The sequence below is a fragment of the Fructilactobacillus sp. X7R4C1 genome, assembly GCF_059901115.1.
On record NZ_JBWXVD010000005.1, the window covers coordinates 103,386 to 122,664 of the forward strand.

21 protein-coding genes are annotated in these 19,279 nt (G+C 40.3%); 14 read left to right on the forward strand and 7 right to left on the reverse strand.

Annotated elements, in window-relative coordinates; translation table 11 throughout:
• Positions 1-96 precede the first annotated feature (96 nt).
• The 8 genes from AC6UC9_RS06125 (at position 97) to AC6UC9_RS06160 (ending at position 7,934) form a co-directional block, all read left to right on the forward strand.
• On the forward strand, positions 97-747 hold the full coding sequence (locus tag AC6UC9_RS06125) for a TVP38/TMEM64 family protein (protein WP_500701453.1): 651 nt from the start codon (positions 97-99) through the stop codon (positions 745-747).
• Positions 748-913: 166 nt separating this feature from the next.
• Positions 914-1,633 carry a nicotinamide mononucleotide transporter gene (locus tag AC6UC9_RS06130; RefSeq protein WP_500701454.1) on the forward strand — a complete coding sequence of 240 codons (720 nt, stop codon included), beginning with the start codon at positions 914-916 and terminating at the stop codon, positions 1,631-1,633.
• Positions 1,634-1,983: 350 nt separating this feature from the next.
• Positions 1,984-3,105, forward strand: a complete 1,122-nt coding sequence (locus AC6UC9_RS06135) for an NAD(P)-dependent alcohol dehydrogenase (protein WP_500701455.1) — start codon at positions 1,984-1,986, stop codon at positions 3,103-3,105.
• 64 nt (positions 3,106-3,169) lie between these two features.
• Positions 3,170-4,630, forward strand: coding sequence for an aldehyde dehydrogenase (gene aldA, locus AC6UC9_RS06140; protein ID WP_500695920.1), 1,461 nt, complete (start codon positions 3,170-3,172; stop codon positions 4,628-4,630).
• A 164-nt stretch (positions 4,631-4,794) separates the two neighbouring features.
• Positions 4,795-5,289 (forward strand): GNAT family N-acetyltransferase, encoded by a 495-nt coding sequence (locus tag AC6UC9_RS06145; protein WP_500701456.1) that lies wholly within the window; start codon positions 4,795-4,797, stop codon positions 5,287-5,289.
• A 115-nt stretch (positions 5,290-5,404) separates the two neighbouring features.
• Complete coding sequence (locus tag AC6UC9_RS06150) at positions 5,405-6,241, forward strand: aldo/keto reductase (protein WP_500701457.1); 837 nt, start codon at positions 5,405-5,407, stop codon at positions 6,239-6,241.
• 23 nt (positions 6,242-6,264) lie between these two features.
• Positions 6,265-6,867 carry an NAD(P)H-binding protein gene (locus AC6UC9_RS06155; protein ID WP_500701458.1) on the forward strand — a complete coding sequence of 201 codons (603 nt, stop codon included), beginning with the start codon at positions 6,265-6,267 and terminating at the stop codon, positions 6,865-6,867.
• 23 nt (positions 6,868-6,890) lie between these two features.
• Complete coding sequence (locus tag AC6UC9_RS06160) at positions 6,891-7,934, forward strand: zinc-dependent alcohol dehydrogenase family protein (RefSeq protein ID WP_500701459.1); 1,044 nt, start codon at positions 6,891-6,893, stop codon at positions 7,932-7,934.
• Between the two features lie 101 nt (positions 7,935-8,035).
• Here AC6UC9_RS06160 and AC6UC9_RS06165 read toward each other — a convergent pair whose 3' ends face one another.
• Both AC6UC9_RS06165 and AC6UC9_RS06170 read right to left on the reverse strand, forming a co-directional pair.
• On the reverse strand, positions 8,036-8,773 hold the full coding sequence (locus AC6UC9_RS06165; RefSeq protein ID WP_500701460.1) for an SDR family oxidoreductase: 738 nt from the start codon (positions 8,771-8,773) through the stop codon (positions 8,036-8,038).
• 150 nt (positions 8,774-8,923) lie between these two features.
• The gene (locus tag AC6UC9_RS06170) at positions 8,924-9,670 is read right to left on the reverse strand and encodes an SDR family oxidoreductase (protein WP_500696228.1); all 747 of its coding nucleotides are present in this window, start codon (positions 9,668-9,670) and stop codon (positions 8,924-8,926) included.
• Positions 9,671-9,852: 182 nt separating this feature from the next.
• On the opposite strand from AC6UC9_RS06170, the gene AC6UC9_RS06175 reads away from it, so the two are divergent.
• A complete protein-coding gene (locus AC6UC9_RS06175; RefSeq protein WP_500701461.1) occupies positions 9,853-11,079 on the forward strand; it encodes an ammonium transporter in 1,227 nt (408 codons plus the stop codon).
• Positions 11,080-11,542: 463 nt separating this feature from the next.
• On the opposite strand, the gene AC6UC9_RS06180 is transcribed toward AC6UC9_RS06175, so the two are convergent.
• Positions 11,543-11,899, reverse strand: coding sequence for a hypothetical protein (locus AC6UC9_RS06180; RefSeq protein ID WP_500701462.1), 357 nt, complete (start codon positions 11,897-11,899; stop codon positions 11,543-11,545).
• Between the two features lie 403 nt (positions 11,900-12,302).
• Here AC6UC9_RS06180 and AC6UC9_RS06185 point away from each other — a divergent pair, with 403 nt between their 5' ends.
• Positions 12,303-12,869, forward strand: coding sequence for an LbetaH domain-containing protein (locus AC6UC9_RS06185; protein WP_500696225.1), 567 nt, complete (start codon positions 12,303-12,305; stop codon positions 12,867-12,869).
• Between the two features lie 152 nt (positions 12,870-13,021).
• On the opposite strand, the gene AC6UC9_RS06190 is transcribed toward AC6UC9_RS06185, so the two are convergent.
• The 4 genes from AC6UC9_RS06190 to AC6UC9_RS06205 form a co-directional block, all read right to left on the reverse strand.
• Complete coding sequence (locus AC6UC9_RS06190) at positions 13,022-13,384, reverse strand: type II toxin-antitoxin system PemK/MazF family toxin (RefSeq protein WP_500694238.1); 363 nt, start codon at positions 13,382-13,384, stop codon at positions 13,022-13,024.
• Complete coding sequence (locus AC6UC9_RS06195) at positions 13,381-13,623, reverse strand: hypothetical protein (RefSeq protein ID WP_500694239.1); 243 nt, start codon at positions 13,621-13,623, stop codon at positions 13,381-13,383. The genes AC6UC9_RS06190 and AC6UC9_RS06195 overlap by 4 nt, the downstream gene beginning before the upstream one ends.
• A 301-nt stretch (positions 13,624-13,924) precedes the next feature.
• Entirely contained in the window at positions 13,925-14,941 is a 1,017-nt protein-coding gene (locus AC6UC9_RS06200) for an NADP-dependent oxidoreductase (protein ID WP_500701463.1), read from the reverse strand.
• Between the two features lie 12 nt (positions 14,942-14,953).
• Positions 14,954-15,766 carry an oxidoreductase gene (locus AC6UC9_RS06205; RefSeq protein WP_500701464.1) on the reverse strand — a complete coding sequence of 271 codons (813 nt, stop codon included), beginning with the start codon at positions 15,764-15,766 and terminating at the stop codon, positions 14,954-14,956.
• A 104-nt stretch (positions 15,767-15,870) separates the two neighbouring features.
• Here AC6UC9_RS06205 and AC6UC9_RS06210 point away from each other — a divergent pair, with 104 nt between their 5' ends.
• The 4 genes from AC6UC9_RS06210 to AC6UC9_RS06225 all read left to right on the forward strand — a co-directional run.
• The gene (locus AC6UC9_RS06210; RefSeq protein ID WP_500701465.1) at positions 15,871-16,410 is read left to right on the forward strand and encodes a TetR/AcrR family transcriptional regulator; all 540 of its coding nucleotides are present in this window, start codon (positions 15,871-15,873) and stop codon (positions 16,408-16,410) included.
• Positions 16,411-16,422: 12 nt separating this feature from the next.
• Positions 16,423-17,118, forward strand: coding sequence for a type 1 glutamine amidotransferase domain-containing protein (locus AC6UC9_RS06215; protein WP_500701466.1), 696 nt, complete (start codon positions 16,423-16,425; stop codon positions 17,116-17,118).
• Between the two features lie 290 nt (positions 17,119-17,408).
• A complete protein-coding gene (locus tag AC6UC9_RS06220; RefSeq protein WP_500701467.1) occupies positions 17,409-18,164 on the forward strand; it encodes a MucBP domain-containing protein in 756 nt (251 codons plus the stop codon).
• Positions 18,165-18,488: 324 nt separating this feature from the next.
• Positions 18,489-19,279 (forward strand): phage tail tip lysozyme (locus AC6UC9_RS06225; protein ID WP_500701468.1); only part of this gene is annotated, 791 nt, incomplete at its 3' end.

A 19,279-nucleotide genomic window follows, 5' to 3' on the forward strand; every position in this document is an offset into this window, starting at 1 on the left:
TTCAATTAATGTTAGGGGAAGTTTATCATCATAAAAAAATTAGAAAACAAGAAAATCGTATACTGTCTTTTAGCGATTATCGTTGTTATTGGATTAGTGATTCTGTTTAAAGATTATTTTCCACAGATTCGGATGTTTTTTGATCCGAGTCAGAGGGGCGTGGCCGTCAAAGAAATTCATGAGCATGGGGTCATTGATGCGGCTCTGTTTTTAATTGTTTTAACGTTTGCGACGCTGTTACCATTTGTTCCTTATCAAGTAATCTGTGTGTTAGCCGGCATTTGTTTTGGAAACGTTCTGGGCTTTTTTATTAATTTAATTGGATTAACCCTTGGTGGACTATGCAGTGTTAAGTTGATTAAGTCCGTCCGTAATATCGCAAGTAATTATCGAGATAAAGAATTGAGTTTTAGTAACGTTAAGCATCCCTTTATCATTCTGTGTATTGGTTATGCCATCCCGTTCTTCCCCGTTTATTTAATTAGTTACGCGGCTTCACGGTTCAAAATATCACGCAAACTACTGGTTCTAGCGGTTGTGATTGGGTCAATCCCACAGTCAATTATTTATATCGTTGGTGGGATGTACATCATTAACGGTAGTTTGAAGCGAATTGTCGGCGTCCTAGTTGGTGCCATTCTGTTTATTATTGTTTTACACATGGTTATTAATCACTTTACAAATAAAGATAGTTCTAAGACTAAGCATCAAGAAACAGCGAAAGATAGTCAAAGCAAATCGAACTAGACTAATTAGGCAATCCATCCGGGTTGTCTTTTTTTACGTTCAAAATTTGACTTCTAGTAATGATAATGGTGTTATAATCGAGCCGTTCAATTGTTTGTAACAAAAAACTAAATAACGAGGGTTGCTTCCGATACGCCTCGCTAAAAACAATGAGGAGATGTTCATAATGTTACATGCATTAGCAAAGAGTCGATGGTTTGACCTAGTTGGAGTTGCAATCGTGGTGTCTGCGTCGATTGCGAGTGGTTATCTGACGGAGAATCTGGCAGACGTCACGCACTGGGGCTCCTGGGCGGTCTTTGTTCCGTTTGGAATTATTTCGATCGTAAACGCCGTCCTTTCCATTTATTCGACTCGTCTGACGGGACGAATGAATAACCTCGGCAACATGATTGGCATCATTAACGTGGTGTTGTCCGGCTTTATTGACTACGTTTTAGGTAATAAAGCGGCGGTCGTTACCTATCCGGTGACTTTCATCATCTACACGTTTGCGATTAATAAGTGGATGAAGACCGCTAAGTACAAGGCGACCAAACCGTATACGGGAATCAAGAAGTGGGTCGTCATGACCAGCATTTTACTTTTGAGTCTCATATTTTCGTTTGCGGCCAATTTAGTGGGATGGCCTAACGGTTACACGCATTTGTTATTCTGGATTGTCGTGATTGCGTTTGATTTGTCGCTGACTGCGAACATTTTAAACGCCATGAAACTGACCGTTCAGTGGAAGTACTGGTTCGTCTACAATCTGATCCAGTTACTAAAGGCCATCGTACAAGGCAACTTCGCAAACGTTGGCAAGTACATCTATTACATTATTAACTCGATTTGTGCGCTTGATTTCTGGGAGAAACCAATCTTGAAGCCAGCGAAAATTAAATAATTAAGTAAGGGAATCCATTTATTGGGATTCCCTTTTTTATACATAATTAAAGTTTATTCCATCACAATATTGGGGAATTTTTTTGGCTTTTGACTCTACTAGAAACACAAGGGTTTGAAAGAATAATTTCTTAGATAATTATGATTTTGATGTGTTATAACTTGAATTTTTTTAGAAGACGAGTATAACAATCTGTAAGCGGTTACAGATCAAACCAATCATTTCGAAAATTCCAATCCTGTTTTATAGAAAAGAGTTTAAAAAATCAATTGTTGATTAATGAAATCAGCTTTTTCTTTGATCATAATTGCTCAATAATTAACAATTTTACATTATGGGAGGGTTTACTTATGAAGATTGAAGCAGCGGTCGTTAATAAGAAAAATGGCAAGTTCGAAATTAAAGATGATGTCGAATTAGCCAAAATGCAACCAGATGATTTACAAGTTCACATGGTTGCAACTGGAATTTGTCACTCAGATGAAGCTTTAAGAAAGGGCACGGCTGAGATTGGTTATCCGATTATTCTGGGTCATGAAGGTTCTGGGATTGTCGAAAAGGTTGGTTCGGAAGTAAAAGACTTTAAGCCCGGCGATCACGTCGTTCTGTCATTTTATGGTTGTGGAAACTGCATTAACTGTTTAAGGGGAATTCCCACTCAATGTTTAAACTACGCGGCCAATAACCTATCAGGGGTTCGTCCCGATGGCAGTGCACACTTTACCGAAAATGGACACGATGTTGCCGACATGTTTGACCAATCATCGTTTACCACGACCACGGTGGTTCGTGAACGAAACGCCGTTAAGGTCTCAAAGGACCTCGATTTGAGAAAGTTAGGACCATTAGGTTGTGGCTACGTGACTGGTAGCGGAACGGTCTTTAACACTTTAAAGCCCGAACCCGGCTCAACGATTGCGGTCTTTGGGACTGGAGCCGTTGGGTTAGCTGCCATGATGGCTGGTCGGATTGCCGGATGTACCAGTGTGATTGCCGTTGACATCGTTCCTTCCCGTTTGAAGTTGGCCAAGGAACTTGGCGCCACCGACGCCATCAACAGTAAAGACGAGGATCCCGTTGAAGCCATCAAGAAATTAACTAATGGGCACGGAGTTGACTACGCCGTTGATACCACTGGTGTTAAACAGGTCATGGAAAGTTCGATTCAAGCCTTGGCTCAAGGTGGAACAACGGCTACGATTGCCGTAACCGACCAACACATTAACTTGGATACTTGGAACGACCTTTGTACCAGTGATCGCAAGGTTGTCGGTGTTAACATGGGTGATTCGATCCCGCAAGTCGACGTTCCACGTTTAATTCGTTTTTACCAATTAGGCATGTTCGACTTTGATAAGACCGAGAAGTTCTACCCATTTGATGAAATCAACGAAGCCAATGCTGATTCCATCAGCGGAAAGACGATTAAACCGGTATTAGTAATTGATAAGGACTACCAACCCGGAAAGTAAGGTTGATTAAATCACTTTAACATGATTGTTGAAATTAAACGTTATTGAAAGGAAGCATCATATTATGACTGAATTAAAACATTACCAAATGTACATTAACGGAGAATTTAAAGATTCAGATTCAGGAAAAGTATTAACGGTGCTCAATCCAGCGACGGGACAAGCAATCTCAACCGTTCCTAGTGCTAGTAAGGAAGAGACTAAACAAGCCATCGATGCCGCAGCTAAAGCCGAAGAATCATGGAAGAAGGTTCCGGCTGCCACTCGTGGTCAGTATTTGCACGCGGTCGCAAATGAAGTTCGTAAACAAAAAGATCATTTGATTTACATGCTTCAAGAAGAACAGGGCAAGATTAAGTCACTTGCCACCACTGAGATCCTGTTCTCAGCCGATTACTTTGACTACATGGGAAGTGCCAGTCGAACCTATGAGGGTGAGATTCTTCAATCCGATAATGAGGACGAAAGTATCATGATTGAAAAGCAACCAATTGGCGTTGCGGCCGGCATTTTACCATGGAACTTCCCGTTCTTCTTAATTGCCAGAAAGATGGGTCCAGCACTAGTCACCGGAAACACCATTGTGATGAAGCCAAGTTCTGACACCCCTAACTTAGCACTTGAATTCGCTAAGATCGTTGAAAAAGTTGGCATTCCTAAGGGCGTTGTTAACATTGTCACGGGACCTGGTTCGGTCGTTGGCGACGAATTGTCAAAGAACAAAAAGGTCGGCATTATCAGTCTAACTGGTTCGGTTGAATCAGGGAAACGAGTCATGACGAGTGCCGCTACCCATTTGGCCAAAGTGTCACTTGAACTTGGTGGAAAGGCTCCCGCCATTGTATGTAAAGACGCTGATATTGACTTGGCGGTTCAATCCATCATTGATTCCCGAGTTGATAATAACGGTCAGATCTGTAATAACTGTGAACGAGTATACGTCCAAGAAGACGTGGCCGACGAATTTATCAAGAAATTATCGAAGAAAATGTCAGAAATCACGGTTGGCGATCCGATGAAGGACGAAAATGTTGGGATGGGTCCGTTGATTAATCAAGGAGCTTTGGATAAAGTTTCGAAAATGGTTGACCGAGCCGTTGAAGCCGGGGGTAAGGTTACCGCTGGTGGTCACAAGTTGAACATCGAAGGTGGTTTTTACTACGAACCAACGGTCATCACGAACGTCAAACAGGATTCTGAGATTATTCAGGATGAAATTTTTGGACCGGTTCTCCCAATTGTGACCTTCAAGACCTTAAGTGATGCCATCAAAATGGCTAACGATAGTGACTTTGGCCTTACTTCATCAATCTTTACCGAGAATCTGGATAACGCTCATCGAGCCGCAAACGAACTCGAAGACGGTGAAACCTACATTAACCGTTACAACTTCGAAGCCATTAATGGTTCACATTCTGGTTGGAAAGAATCTGGAATTGGTGGTGACGATGGTAAACATGGAATTGATGAATTCTTAAATACTCACACCATCTACTTGCAGGGACACCCTGATAAAGCAAAATGATAATCAATATTAATAATTAGAAACGGGATGAACTCATAGAGTCGGACCAAAAGTCGACTTTATGGGTTCATTTGTTTTACTTCTGTTTCTTCTTCATAAATTGTCAAAGTAGCTAAAAATTGATAAGATTTAGGCACTAATAAAAGATCGTCGAGGAATTTTGAATGAAATTACGTGCTTTAGAGAAAACTGATTTACCCAAACTCCATGAACTGTTTAATGATAAGCGCGCCATGGACTACTGGTTCACCGAATCGTATCTTTCTATGTCGTCCCTTAACGAAAGATACGAACGTGAGAACAATGATCCGGCCGTTCGCAATTTTGCGATTGACGTCAAGAGCAAGTTTGCCGGAATTGTGGCGTTGATTGATATTAATCCACGCGATCGAAACGCGGAGATTGAGATTGCGCTTGGTGACGAATTCGTTGGCAACGGCATTGCCCAGGCGGCGTTTGACGCTTGTGTGAACTATGGATTTGAGACGTTAAACCTCCACAAGATTTTCTTGTACGTTGACGTGCAAAACAAACCCGCCGTTCACATTTACGAAAAGTTTGGGTTTAAGATTGAAGGAACGCTCAAAGACCAGTTTTACGTTAACGGAAGTTACCATGACGTGTACTGGATGGCAAAATTTGAAGATGAATCGGTTTAAGACAACCAATCTTTGGTTGTTTTTTCTTTCCTACAAAACGCTTTACTTGCATTCAAGTCCAAGTAAAGGTGTAAATTATGGGGTAGTTAATAAATAACAAATAAGGAGAGTTATCATGGAATACTTTACATTAAATGACGGCAACCAAATGCCCGCAACTGGTTTTGGGACCTTTCAAATCACTAACCCCGAAGAGGCCGAACAATCGGTTATCGACGCCATCGCATCGGGTTATCGTTTAATCGATACGGCTCAATACTACCAAAACGAGGAAGCCGTGGGTCGGGGGCTGAAGAAGTCTGGCGTAAAACGCGAGGATTTATTTGTCACCTCTAAGGTCTGGTTCACTGATAGTGGTTACGACAAAACCATGAAAATGTTTGAGACCAGTCTCAAAAAATTGGGACTGGATTACCTTGATTTATACCTGATTCATCAACCATACGGCGATACCTTTGGCTCATGGCGGGCCCTTGAAGAACTTCAAAAGGCTGGCAAAATTAAGTCCATTGGGGTTTCCAATTTCTACGATGATCAGATTACCAATTTGGCACTGTTCAACGACGTTAAGCCCGCCATCAACCAGATTGAGATTAATCCTTGGGAACAACAAAAGCCCGCCGTCGACTATCTGGAATCATTTGACGTTCGTCCAGAAGCATGGGCTCCATTTGCGGAGGGCAAACACGCTATCTTTAATAACGAAACCCTGAAAGCAATTGGTGCTAAGTACAAAAAGAGTGTTGGTCAGGTCATCTTACGTTGGGAATTTCAACGTGGAATCGTGACCCTGGCTAAATCAACTCATAAGAATCGGATGGAAGAAAACATCAATATCTTCGACTTTGAATTAAGTGACGATGATATGAAGGAGATCGCCAAGTTGGACAAGGGTGAAAGCCAATTCTTTGACCACCGTGATCCAAAGACCATTCAAAATTTCGTTAAGTAATGAGAATGCGAAAGGCATAATTTATGAAGAAAATTTTAATTATTGGAGCGACCGGAAACGTCGGTCAAGAGGTCAGAAAGAACCTGTTGGAAAAGACCGATGATTTTTTGACACTCTTTTCAAGAAGTGCAGGTCAAAGGTTTAGTGATGATGATCGTGAACGAGCCGTAAGTGGCGACGTAAATGATTTATCTGACCTTGAAAAAGTAGTGCATGGTCAGGACGAAGTGTTTGTGGCGCTTAGTGGCAATTTACCAGAAATGGCCAGGAACATTGTGGCCGCCATGGATGATGAAAACGTCAAACGCCTAGTCTTCATTACGTCAATGGGCATCTATAATGAGGTCCCTGAAGAAATTTCGGCAAGTGGAAACCTGAAAAATAATCCGCGACTGGCATCATATCGTGAGGCGGCCGATGTGATTGAAGGGTCTGACCTTGATTACACGTTAATTCGCCCTGGTTGGTTTGATAACGGCAGCAGTCAGTATGAGATTACCTATAAAGGTCAAGATGTTAGCGGCAATCGGGTGGCCGTTGCCAGTATTGCTGACCTAGCGACGCGCCTGCTTCAAGATGACCAGCTGGATGTAAGAGAAAGTTTAGGAATTAATCGAAAAGCTTAGTTAAATGAATGTGAGGAATTGAAATGAAAGCAACGGAATTTATCAAACCGGGCGATGTTGAACTCGTTGACACGCCCAAACCCAAGATTGAAAAACCAACCGATGCCATTATCAAGGTGGTAAGGGCCAGTGTTTGTGGATCCGACCTCTGGTGGTATCGTGGCATTGACGAACGAAAACGCGATACCTTTGTTGGTCACGAAGCCATCGGGATTGTCGATTCAGTTGGGTCCGACGTCAAGGACGTTCAACCCGGTGACTTTGTGATTGCACCATTTACCCATGGTTGTGGTCACTGTGCCGCTTGTTTGGCGGGCTTTGACGGTAACTGTATGAACCAGGAAAAGGGTACCAACATTGGTTATCAAGCCCAGTACTTCAGATACATCAACGCCAACTGGGGACTCGTCAAGATTCCGGGTCAACCATCGGACTATTCGGACGAAATGTTGAAGTCATTAGTTACCCTTTCTGACGTCATGGCAACGGGTTATCACGCCGCTGCCAGCGCCGAAGTGAAGGACGGTGACACCGTTGTCGTCATGGGTGACGGTGCCGTCGGCCTTTGTGGTGTAATTGCGGCCAAGTTGCGTGGCGCAAAACGCATCATTGCCATGAGTCGTCACGAGGATCGCCAAAAGTTAGCCAAGGAGTTTGGCGCCACTGACATCGTCCCAGAACGTGGGGATGAAGCGGTGAAGCACGTGATGGAACTAACTGACGGAGCTGGCGCTGATGCCATCCTTGAATGTGTTGGAACCGAACAGTCGGTTGATACGGCAACTAAGGTTGCTAGACCAGGCGCTGTCGTTGGCCGGGTGGGAATTCCCCAAAAGGCTGACATGAATACCAACAAACTTTTTTACAACAACACCGGTTTGCGTGGCGGCATTGCGCCCGTTACCACCTACGACCGTGATGTCTTGTTGAAGGCGGTTCTTGACGGCAAGATTAATCCCGGAAAAGTTTTTACCAAGGAATTTGATTTAGATCACGTCAAGGATGCTTATGCTGCCATGGATAAGCGGGAAGCCATTAAATCGTTGTTGATTGTTGATAAGGATTAATTATGTTTGACTGAACAATAGTTTAATGAAATTAGAATAACTAGTTTTCCAAAAAATAAGTCCTTACTCGATTTGAGTAAGGGCTTATTTGGTATATTCACTTACACATCCTGGTCGGTTGGACGAACCAAGACTTCGTTAATATCAACGTTTTCTGGTTGACTCATCATGAAGACGGCGATTTCCGCGATGTTTTCAGGACTTAACCAACCATGCTTGCCAGCTTCAATCTGTTTTTTAATCTTGTCATCGTTGATGGTGTCCATCAGGTTGGTGTCGACAAAGCCGGGTGAGACAATCCCAGTCCGAATTCCATTTTGGTGTTGTTCCTGACGGAGACCCTCCATGATGGCTTTGACGGCGTACTTGGAACCATTATAAACGGCCGAATTAGGGTAAACCACGTGTCCAGCAACGGAATCGGTGGCCATGATTAAACCTTGACCCTGTTGTTTCATTTGGGGAACCGCGGCTACAATCCCGTTCAAGACTCCCATGATGTTGGTGTCAATGGCTTTTTTCCAATCGGCTAACCGATCCGGGTCGTCGACAGGCCCCTGTGGCATGATGCCAGCGTTGTTATACATGACGTCTAGTTGACCGTACTTGTCGATTGCCATGCCGGTCAGTTCCTGGACGTCTTCTTTTTTAGTAACGTCAGTAATTTTGTAAGAAAAGTTTTTTGGATTATCAACTTCGGTGGAAAGTTCTTCAAGTTGTTCCTCGTTTCTAGCACCGGCGACCACTTTGGCGCCCCTAGACAAAGCTAACTTGGCGGTGGCAGCTCCCATCCCAGAACTACCACCTGTGATAACTACAACTTTATTTTCGATTGTCATAATAAAACCCCTCTTCCAACTTATGACTTCCGATACGAGATCATTTAACGCTAAATTTAATCCTGATTCAAGTAAATGGGTTCCAAAATTGATTAAGATTCTGTGACAAAAAACTCCCACTCATTGAATAGGAGTCAAATCAAAGTTTTATTAGATGTTTTGGTCGGTTGGGCGAACCAGGACTTCGTTAATGTCAACGTTTTCTGGTTGACTCATCATGAAGACGGCAATCTCTGCGATGTCGTCAGGTTCTAACCAGCCATACTTGGTGTTGTTATTTTGTTCAATACTCTTTTGAATTTGATCGTCGTGAACGGTTGACATCAGGTTGGTATCAACGGCTCCGGGTGACACAATCCCGGTCTTGATGCCGTTTTGATGTTGTTCCTGACGCAATCCTTCCATGATGGCCTTAACGGCGTACTTTGAACCGTTGTAGACGGCTGAACCAGGGTAAACTACGTGACCTGCGACCGAGTCGGTAGCCATGATTAGGCCGTAACCCTGTTTCTTCATTTGAGGAACCGCGGCCACAATACCGTTTAGGACTCCCATGATATTGGTGTTCAAAATATCCTGCCATTCGCTCAATTTAGCTGGATCGTCAACCATTCCCTGCGGCATGATGCCAGCGTTGTTATAAATTACGTCGAGCTTGCCAAACTTTTTGATGGCTAAATCGACTAAGGATTGCACCTCGTCTTTTTTCGTAACGTCAGTTTGTTGATAGGCAAAGTTTTCGGGATGGTCAACTTCATCGGCCATTCGTTCTAATTTTTCTTCGTTTCGTGATCCAACGACCACTTTGGCACCTCTTTTGAGGGCTAACTTAGCGGTTGCTTCTCCCATTCCAGAAGAGCCACCGGTGATGACAACAACTTTATCTTTAACAGACATCATAACAACTCCCTTCTTAATACAGTTAAAGGGTAAACCCTCATATGGCGTAAACGTCAAGAAAGGCGACTTGATGAAATTTTTCCGTCTTCCATGTAACGTTTTGAGACATTAAATCTGTTCAAATGAAAATTAAAGCCTAGACTATTAGTATACTAAATTGATGAACGGGCGTGACTAACATGGCAGCAAACGAGGTTTTTGTATTTATCTGTACGATTTTGGTGTTCTTCATGACACCGGGACTGGCGTTTTTCTACGCCGGGATGGTTTCAAGAAAAAACGTGGTGAACACCCTGATGTCGGTTTTCATCATGTGCAGCATCCCCGTTCTTTTGTGGGTCATCATTGGCTACTCGCTCTCGTTTTCGGGGAACTACTTCAACGTCATTGGCGGGCTGCATGATTTCATGTTACATAATTTCAACTTTACCGCTCCAGCAACTGCCGGTCCCATCTCGAACGGTTCATACATGCTGTTTCAGATGATGTTTGCCATCATCACGCCAGCCCTTTGGATTGGTGGAATCGTTGGCCGGATGAAGTTTAAGTTCTTGATTATGTTCACGATTGCCTGGTGTATCTTGATTTACTATCCACTCGTTCACATCGTGTGGGGTGGGGGCTTTTTACAAGAGATGGGCGTCTTGGACTTTGCTGGTGGAACGGTCATTCACATTAACGCGGGAATTACCGCCCTGGTTTTGGCCGTCATGCTTGGAAGACACAAACGCGGCAAAAACGACAAGGCTTATAACCTGACCTGGGTCTTTTTGGGAACGGTCATCTTGTGGCTTGGTTGGTACGGTTTTAACTGTGGGTCGGCACTCGCCATTAATCACATTGCGTTTCAGGCGATGCTGACGACCACGATTGCTACGGCAACCTCGATGTTAACGTGGATTATTTTGGACGTCTTCATCCTAGGCGCACCATCCCTGATGGGCGCATGTACCGGAACTTTGTGTGGCCTGGTTGCCATCACTCCGGCCTGTGGGTTTGTTGGAATTGGAAGTGCGATTGCGATTGGCATCATTGCCACGTTATGTAGTTACACCTTCATTAAATACTTAAAGCCCCGCTTGCACGTCGACGATACGTTAGATGCGTTCGGTTGTCATGGGGTATCTGGAATTGTTGGTAGTCTTTTGACCGGACTGTTCGCTAGTAAGGCAATTAATCCGCAGGTGAAGTTTAGTGGCATCTTTGCTGGTGGTTCACTTCATCAGTTTTGGATTCAGCTGCTGGCAACTGGTTTCAGTATCGTGTTTGTGACCGTCATGGTTTTCTTGATTGTGTTAGTGCTAAAGCACGTTACGAAGATGCGAGTTACTCCAGAAGAAGAGGCTAAGGGACTAGACCTGAGCGAGCATAAGGAACGAATTGATTGTGATGCGATTAATCGCTAGGATAACATGAAAGAAAATAATTTTATGTAGCTTGCCTATTAAGTAAAAAAGCTCCTTCCTAAAGTGAAAGGAGCTTTTCTCTAGTCTTTAGTTCCAGAAAAATAGTTAAGTAAAAAGTCAATTAATTTTTCAATCAAATGAGTTAATAAATTAATTATTACTGGAATAATGACTGATAGTAAGAGATACATCAAATCACCGACGAGTATAGTTAGTATTGTGGTGTAAATACTCGCCTTAATTAGTGTATCATTGACTAAATAATAATATTAGATATAATTAAAACAGTAAGAGATACACAAGTCACCAGTTTGTGGTGAACTGATGATTGAGCTTATCAGCTAAAGCTGGTGGGCTCTTTTTTGTCTTACTATCGAAGCTAATGCCAATTGAATTACCACGTTTTTGATTTTATTTTTTTCATTTTAAAACCAACATTGTTAATATTGTCTATTCAGTTTGATTATTCTAGCTCTATATACTTCACTTGAAATTGTGGGAATAAAATCCTAATACCTGAATAATTGAGTCTTCCGTAAACACCAATGTTTTTTTGCCCTAACGATCCTACGTAATAATCTAAGTTTCCTGACCCTTGATCATCAGATAAATTTTTGAGTGGTTCATATTTATGGCGTTTTATGTAGTTGTAAGTGGCTAAATTTTTGCTAAACTTTTTAATTTTAGTATTTGATAAAGTTATTGCTCTCATTTGAATGCTCACTGCTGCATGGTCAGCAAACAAAAGGTCGAAAGCAAGAAAACCAATCGATAAAATGATAATGAGTGATGTTGATATAAGAATTGTTTTAGCTTTCATTTTGTAGTCTCCTTAATTTATTATTTTTCGTGATAATATTTTATCACTAAATATTATTTATGTAACATAACACCTATGAAAACGGATAAGTTAATTTTGTTTGTTGTAATTTCAATTTTCTCGGTGTTTTTGGTTGTTTTTAGTAATATTAATTCAAATCCAATTAATATTTTTAGCAAGGACTTAATGAGCATGGATATGGGGTTAAAGATTGCTCATCATTGAGAGTCAAAAGAAACGACATCATAATTGGTCTAAAACTGCATGGTATCGAAATTAGAAAAAGTACTGTTAGATATTATAGGTAGGCATTTATGTGATTTTCTGTTTCTCATTATAATGATGATACAATTGTCGCAGGAGCCTTTATAACTCTAAAAAACAAAAATCGAGGTAGATATCTATGTCACAAGAAGATGATCTTTTAAAAGCCGCCTTAAACGGTGGAACGTTTGACTTTCGTGACCCGTCGTTTAAACCAATCTTTGATATTCATTTTAAAAATGCTGAATTATTAAAACAGTTTAACAGTGAACCAGATCCAGTTAAGCAACAGGAAATCCTGGCGAAGATTACTGGCAGAAAAGTACCAGAAAATGTGATTGTCTTTCCACCACTTCAGACTGATTTTGGTCGCAATATTTTCCTAAAACCAGGGGTTTTAATTAACACCGATTGTCTGTTTGACGACGCTGGTGGGATTTATCTCGACGAAAACGTTTTGATTGGACCACGAGTTTCACTGATTACACTTAACCACGATACGCGACCAGACCACCGGAATTTGATTACTACTGGTGCCATTCACATTCACAAGAATGCTTGGCTTGGAACTGGTGTCATTGTCCTTCCGGGAGTTACCATTGGTGAGAATGCCATTATCGGTGCAGGCTCGGTTGTCAATAAGGATGTTCCTGCCAATTCAACTTACGTAGGCGATCCGGCCAAACCAATTAAGAGGCATGACTAAGAGTAAAAATTGGTTTTAGTGTTTTTGAAATGTGTAATGATATGAGAATACTGTTAGTACTGTTAGTACTAACAATATGAATGCCAAAGCCTCTAACTAATTCGATAGTTAGAGGCTTTTTGTGGCGTATCAGTTTTTTGTTACTATTTGTTTTATCCCTGGCTAGGGAAATTAAAGATCTGACCTACTAATTGTTCTATGATTAGTAAGTCGTATTGAGTTAATTTTTCAATGAATTTAATATTTCTATCACTGTTGCTAGACCAATCATAACTTGCTAGCTGACTAGTTATAACCTGACCATGTGTTTTGTATCCATTTAAATTAAAATTACCAGCATAGTTTCTAATTGTACTCGTAATTGGACAAACAACAGCAAAACGAGTTGCGTCATTAAAGGCTTTGGTACTGATTACTAGGCCAGGACGTCTTTTTTTAATTTCGTTTCCTCTACTGGGATCAAAATCAATCCAAACAACGTCTCCTTGATTTGGACAATACGATTGATTATTCAAATCATTTCACGTCCCTCTAGTTGACTTTTATTATTAATGGGAGACTGGTAAAGTTTTCCGTTGGCATATTTTTTGTCGCCATAAATTTGTTTTATTTTTGGGACCAACATAAGTGCTCCCTGTTGATCTTTAGTTAGAAAGTATTCTTGTCCCAAAGCTAATCCATATTCTTTTTGAGTCTCACTATTGAAGTTAATACCAATTGAGTTTCCACGTTTTCTGATTTTAACTTTTTCCATCAACATCATCTCCTCAATTACATTGTATCACATGTAACACTGAAGAACATAAGAGTACATGGTTTTTCTTTTTTTATTGTTAATTAAACTTTTTAATATATTTAGAACCTCTTAATTGGTTTTGAATTTTTGGTATTTTATTTCTCATTATTGGTGGCTGTTGTTTGTTTTTGGAGGATTTATAGGATGGTTTGTTCCTGAAATTGTTAATGGATTTAAATAAATAAAGCGAAGTGCCATATATAGAAATTTAACTTTATCCGGCACTTCACTTTATTTTTACGGTTTTTATTAAATAAATTTACTTCATTTCAATCACTATCTTGCCAGTAGCGTGGTGTGATTCCAGTAGTTTATATCCCTCAAGCACGTCACTAAACGGGAAGACCTTATCAATAATCGGCCTTAACTGCTGGTCTTCAATCATCTGGGTTAAAATATCCAATTGAGGTCCACTGGGATGCATGATGAAAAAGGTGTATTCAACGTGATGTTTTTTAGCTAAAAATCGCAGGGGACCACTAGCGATTCCAAACAAAATTGATTTAAACCAGCCAAGATGGTGTTCCATTCCAAATTTAAAGGTTGGAATTCCATTGATTGTGATTAGCTTGCCGCCTGGTTTCAAGATTTTAAAGGTATCTTTGAGGGTTTTGCCGCCACGACTGTCAAATGCAATGTCGTAATCACTTAACACCTCGGAAAAATCCGTCGTATGATAATCAATCACTTGATCGGCACCTAAAGAGCGCATTAACGCCACGTTCTTTTGACTCGTGGTTGTCGCAACGAAGGCACCTCGCGCTTTGGCAATCTGAATTGCCATGGTACCAACGCCACCAGACCCGGCCTGAATGAAGACTTTTTGGCCCTTTTTCAGTTTGCCAATTTCAATTAAGGCCTGGTAGCTCGTTAATCCGGTTAGGGGAACGGCACTGGCGTCTACTAGACTCAAGTTACTAGGCGTTTTAGCGATGTCGTTCTCGTCAATCGCGATGAATTCGGTTAGAGTGCCACTTTGATAATCATCAGGACGCCCGTACACCTGGTCACCCAGTTGGAATTTAGTTACCTTTTTGCCGACTTTGACCACCGTTCCGGAAAAGTCATTACCAACGGTGATCGGTAATTTGTAAGGCATGATGATTTTTACTTTACCAGATTGAATCGTATAGTCGATTGGGTTGAGTGACGAGGCCGCAATTGACACTAAGACCTCGTTGTCATTGATTTGAGGAACGGGAATGGTGTCTTTTACAAAGGGCATTCGGTATTTCAGCAGTTGCAGCGCGGTCATTTGTTTGGGGATTTTAATCATATTGATGACCTCTTACATAAATTTAGGGATCAGACGATCCATCAGTCTCGTTGGTAAAACGGCATTGAAGAAAGTGGTTGGCTTCGCACCAAACCCAATGAGATATCGTGGTCTGGGCTTTTTGGCTAAAACGACTTTTTGAATTGTTTTGGCAATCAAAGTGGGTTGTGACGCTAATTTTGAAGCATAGATTTTATTAGTTTTTTTGGCCATTTCTTTCGCGGCTACTTCGTACTTGGTTCTCTTGGAGGAATTAACCAGCTTGTTCATAGCGATGTTGGACCAGTTACTTTTTACAACCCCCGGTTCGATTAAGACCACCTGGATGCCAAATCTTCTTACTTCCATTCGAAGTGAATCACTTAAAGTTTCAAGCGCATGTTTGGAAGCAAAGTACCAGCCAGCGAATGGACTACTAAATCGGCCCGCCATTGAAGAAATGTTGATAATTTTGCCCGCGTGTTGTTTTTCCATGTAGGGTAGAACCAGTTTGGTTAGGGCAACTAATCCAAAGACGTTGACTTCAAATTGGCGTTTGGCTTCTTCATCGCTGACGTTTTCGATGGCGCCAAAAGAACCATAACCAGCACCGTTGATCAAGACGTCAATCTTGCCGGCGACTTGAATAACTTGATGAACACCTTTTTGCATCGAATCTTGGTTGGTAACGTCCATGATAATTGGAGTAACTCCGAAAGCCCTTAATGGTTCCATTGCGTCTGTGTTTCTGGCAGCCCCAAAAACTTGATAACCGGAGTTTGCCAGTCGTTTAGCGGTTTGATATCCCATTCCGGAGCTAGCTCCTGTGATTAAGATTGTTTTCATTAGTTACCTCCTAAATGATATAAGTTTCGTTGATTAAGTTACATGAGTATATTATAATACAACTGTTGCATTTGCAACTATGAACTTAAAAAAGGTGATTATTAATGGAAAAAAAGATTGACAGAAGAGTTCGAAAGACCCAAAAAGCCATTCAAGACAGCTTTCGTGAACTATTGCAGGAGAAACCTAGTTTAGATCAAATTTCGGTGAAAATGATTTGCGATCAAGCCGACATTACGAGAAAAGCTTTTTACGACCACTATTCTGACAAGTCAGCGCTGGTTTTGGACTTTATGAATTCATATTTCAAAGAGTTGAGGTTGACCTGTCAGAATGTCGACGACACGAAAGTCCAAGAAAAGATTGAACTTTGGATTAATTTCTTCACTCAGGACCGTAACTTCTTTCGTAATCTATTAAAAAGTCAAGATTCGTATCAGTTCAGAAAAGAATTCAACGATTTTACCAGGGAACAACTGGCGTTTGTCACTAAAGACATCAGTCAAACGGAACTAGACTTCATTTGCTACGGAATTGATGGCATCATCGAAGAGCTGGTTTTATCAGACAAACAGGTTGATAAGGGTGAACTGGCTAAGAGAGTGAAGGCGATTTTAGTGCCATATCTGAGTCAAGATAAATAGGAGGATGCTGCGATGAAAAAGATTTTAGTGGTTGAGACTAACGCGACTAATTTTCCCAATAGTAATCGACTGACTGGCTTATGGTTGGGGGAATCAGCTGAATTTGTGGCGGAAGTTCAAGAGGCTGGATACGATGTGGATTATCTTAGTCCGAAGGGAAGGTACGTCCCGATTGATCCGAGAAGTATGAAGTCGTCGTACGTTGATGCTGATACTCTAAAAATGTATCAAGATCGGGACTATCAGAATCGTGGATTGTCTAACACTATGAAACCAGCTGACATTAACCCCGAAGATTATTTGGCGATTTACTATACTGGTGGCCACGGAGTAATGTGGGATTTCCCCGATGACCCGCAGTTACAAAAAATCAGTTTGGAAATCTACAATAACGGTGGATACATCTGTTCGGTGTGTCATGGCATTGCGGGAATCCTTAACATTAAGTTGCCAGATGGGAAATATCTCATTTCTAATAAAAAGATTACTGGTTTTACGACTGCTGAGGAAGTTTTAAGTGGCAACTATAAAAGAGTGCCGTTCTTAAATGAGAAGGTTGCCGAAGAGCACGGGGCCCATTTTGAAAAGGTACGACCATTTAAAAGCCATGTCGTGAGGGATGGACGCTTAATCACGGGACAAAATCCGCAATCACCGAAAGCGGTGGCAAAGGAGCTTGTGAGGGCGATAAATATAAGCAAGAAATAAAAAGATATATAATACTAATTATCAATTTAGCTAAAAAGAGGCTCACAATGATTGCCATTGTGAGTCTCTTTTTAAATCTTTTGTTATCCATAAAATATTATCTCCTTTATTTTTGTTAATTAGATAATATCTTATGGAGTTAACTCCATGTAAAGCATGATTTTAGGATATTAAAAATATCATTTTAATTACGTATTACTAATAAAGGCATAATTTAAATTATTATAGATAATTGTAAACAAATAAGTTTATAATTAAGATGAATAATTAGAAAGATGGGAGATTAAGAAATGCTATTACATAAATATTTAAAATTATTATTATTAATTTTTATCTCACTTGGAATCTTTTTTTGTGGTTCTCAAGTAATTAATAAAAGTGTTCATGCCGATGATGTGAATAATCAATCAGTTACGCTACAAATTAATTATCTTGATAGTGAAAGCTATCAACCAATCTCGTCGTCTACTTCTATAACTGGAAATGCAGGCTCTTCTTATCACATTACTCCTTCACAAATTAGTAATTATAAGTTTTTTGGTAGTAGTGACCCAATTAATGGTATTTTTACTTCTGGTGATAATGTAATTAATTTATATTATAGTAAGACTCTTGCAGCTAGCTCAAACTCATCTAATTCCAGTAGTTCAAAAACTAGTAAAGATGCTCAAAGTCCCGCTAGTTCTAAGAATTCGTCCAGCAATAACAGTCCTATGAAAAATGGATCGAAAGCAGTAAGTAATAACTCAAATAATCCAAGTAAGTCTAGTAATACAAATGATTCAAGAAAATCGAAAGTTGATAAAAAGAATGCTAGTTCATCTCCGGTTACTAGTAAAACGGATGATAATGGTAAGAATGCTAGTAGCAAAAACAAAGTCAAAAAGGCTGGTCATGAAAATAAAGATACGAATAAAAAACCAACTAAGCATGATAAAAGGAATAAAAGTAGTAAAACACCATGGATTATTGCAATTATTGTGTTAATTTTAGTTGGTGGATTCATCTGGCATCGTTTCCACAAATCAGAGCACTTTAAACATTAATTTTAATAAGAACTGAATATCAGTGAAATACAACTAATTTATGATTAGTTGTATTTTTTATGATTTATGTTTTATTTAAGTGTGAAATTTGAAATTATATAGAAAAACATTCTATTAAATGTTTGACATGTAGAAAATAATGACATATAGTTGCAAGTGTAAATGAATGAGAGACATTGATGTGATAGATTCCATCTATTACTGATGTCTTTTCATGTGGCCATTGTGTAGAACTATATTCTAAAAAAGTAGAGTATATACATTTATTTGCATTAAGTTAGTACTGACTTTAACTATATTATTAAATTTTTAGGAGGTTATATTATGAGTATGTATGAAAACGCAAAATACATTTATTCGTATTTTGTAAATCGTGGTTGGACACCACAATCAGTGTGTGGAATGTTAGGAAATTTTCAATCTGAATCAAACATTAATCCAGATATTTGGGAAGGAGGTGGAGGTGGTGGATTTAGTATAGCTCAATGGACTCCGGCGAGTAAATTGATTAACTGGTGTAATTCAAGAGGACTAAATTATAGGACACTTGAAGCACAATGTGATCGAATTGAATATGAGATGAATAATGGAATTCAATTTGCTCCGTCACGTTCATATTCCATGACATCACATCAATTTATTAAAAGTCATGATTCTGCTTATACTTTAGCATTAGTGTTCTTAGCTAATTATGAACGTCCAGCTAATCCAAATCAGCCACAAAGAGGAACGCAAGCAGAGTATTGGTATCATCAATTTGCAGGAAGTTCTCCTAATCCAAATCCTTCAGTAACGCCAGCTTCTGGCACATATACCTTTACTCAAACTACTAACATTAGAACGGCGCCAAGCACAAATGCGCAAATTGTAGGCCAGTTTGAAGCCGGACAAAGTGTTAATTATGATGGAATAGTTAATGCGGACGGATATACTTGGTTACAATATGTTTCTTATAGTGGCAGAAAATTATATGTTGCTAAATTAAGTGGCAGTAATCCGGGTAATCCAGTAGTAAAACCGGCTTCGGGGACGTATACTTTTACTCAAACTACTAACATTAGAACGGCGCCAAGCACAAATGCGCAAATTGTAGGCCAGTTTGAAGCCGGACAAAG

Coding starts and splice junctions, on each gene's coding strand:
- AC6UC9_RS06130 (WP_500701454.1), top strand. CDS start 914: ATGTTACATGCATTAGCAAAGAGTCGATGGTTTGACCTAGTTGGAGTT.
- AC6UC9_RS06135 (WP_500701455.1), top strand. CDS start 1,984: ATGAAGATTGAAGCAGCGGTCGTTAATAAGAAAAATGGCAAGTTCGAA.
- aldA (WP_500695920.1), top strand. CDS start 3,170: ATGACTGAATTAAAACATTACCAAATGTACATTAACGGAGAATTTAAA.
- AC6UC9_RS06145 (WP_500701456.1), top strand. CDS start 4,795: ATGAAATTACGTGCTTTAGAGAAAACTGATTTACCCAAACTCCATGAA.
- AC6UC9_RS06150 (WP_500701457.1), top strand. CDS start 5,405: ATGGAATACTTTACATTAAATGACGGCAACCAAATGCCCGCAACTGGT.
- AC6UC9_RS06155 (WP_500701458.1), top strand. CDS start 6,265: ATGAAGAAAATTTTAATTATTGGAGCGACCGGAAACGTCGGTCAAGAG.
- AC6UC9_RS06160 (WP_500701459.1), top strand. CDS start 6,891: ATGAAAGCAACGGAATTTATCAAACCGGGCGATGTTGAACTCGTTGAC.
- AC6UC9_RS06165 (WP_500701460.1), bottom strand. CDS start 8,773: ATGACAATCGAAAATAAAGTTGTAGTTATCACAGGTGGTAGTTCTGGG.
- AC6UC9_RS06170 (WP_500696228.1), bottom strand. CDS start 9,670: ATGTCTGTTAAAGATAAAGTTGTTGTCATCACCGGTGGCTCTTCTGGA.
- AC6UC9_RS06175 (WP_500701461.1), top strand. CDS start 9,853: ATGGCAGCAAACGAGGTTTTTGTATTTATCTGTACGATTTTGGTGTTC.
- AC6UC9_RS06180 (WP_500701462.1), bottom strand. CDS start 11,899: ATGAAAGCTAAAACAATTCTTATATCAACATCACTCATTATCATTTTA.
- AC6UC9_RS06185 (WP_500696225.1), top strand. CDS start 12,303: ATGTCACAAGAAGATGATCTTTTAAAAGCCGCCTTAAACGGTGGAACG.
- AC6UC9_RS06195 (WP_500694239.1), bottom strand. CDS start 13,623: ATGGAAAAAGTTAAAATCAGAAAACGTGGAAACTCAATTGGTATTAAC.
- AC6UC9_RS06200 (WP_500701463.1), bottom strand. CDS start 14,941: ATGATTAAAATCCCCAAACAAATGACCGCGCTGCAACTGCTGAAATAC.
- AC6UC9_RS06205 (WP_500701464.1), bottom strand. CDS start 15,766: ATGAAAACAATCTTAATCACAGGAGCTAGCTCCGGAATGGGATATCAA.
- AC6UC9_RS06210 (WP_500701465.1), top strand. CDS start 15,871: ATGGAAAAAAAGATTGACAGAAGAGTTCGAAAGACCCAAAAAGCCATT.
- AC6UC9_RS06215 (WP_500701466.1), top strand. CDS start 16,423: ATGAAAAAGATTTTAGTGGTTGAGACTAACGCGACTAATTTTCCCAAT.
- AC6UC9_RS06220 (WP_500701467.1), top strand. CDS start 17,409: ATGCTATTACATAAATATTTAAAATTATTATTATTAATTTTTATCTCA.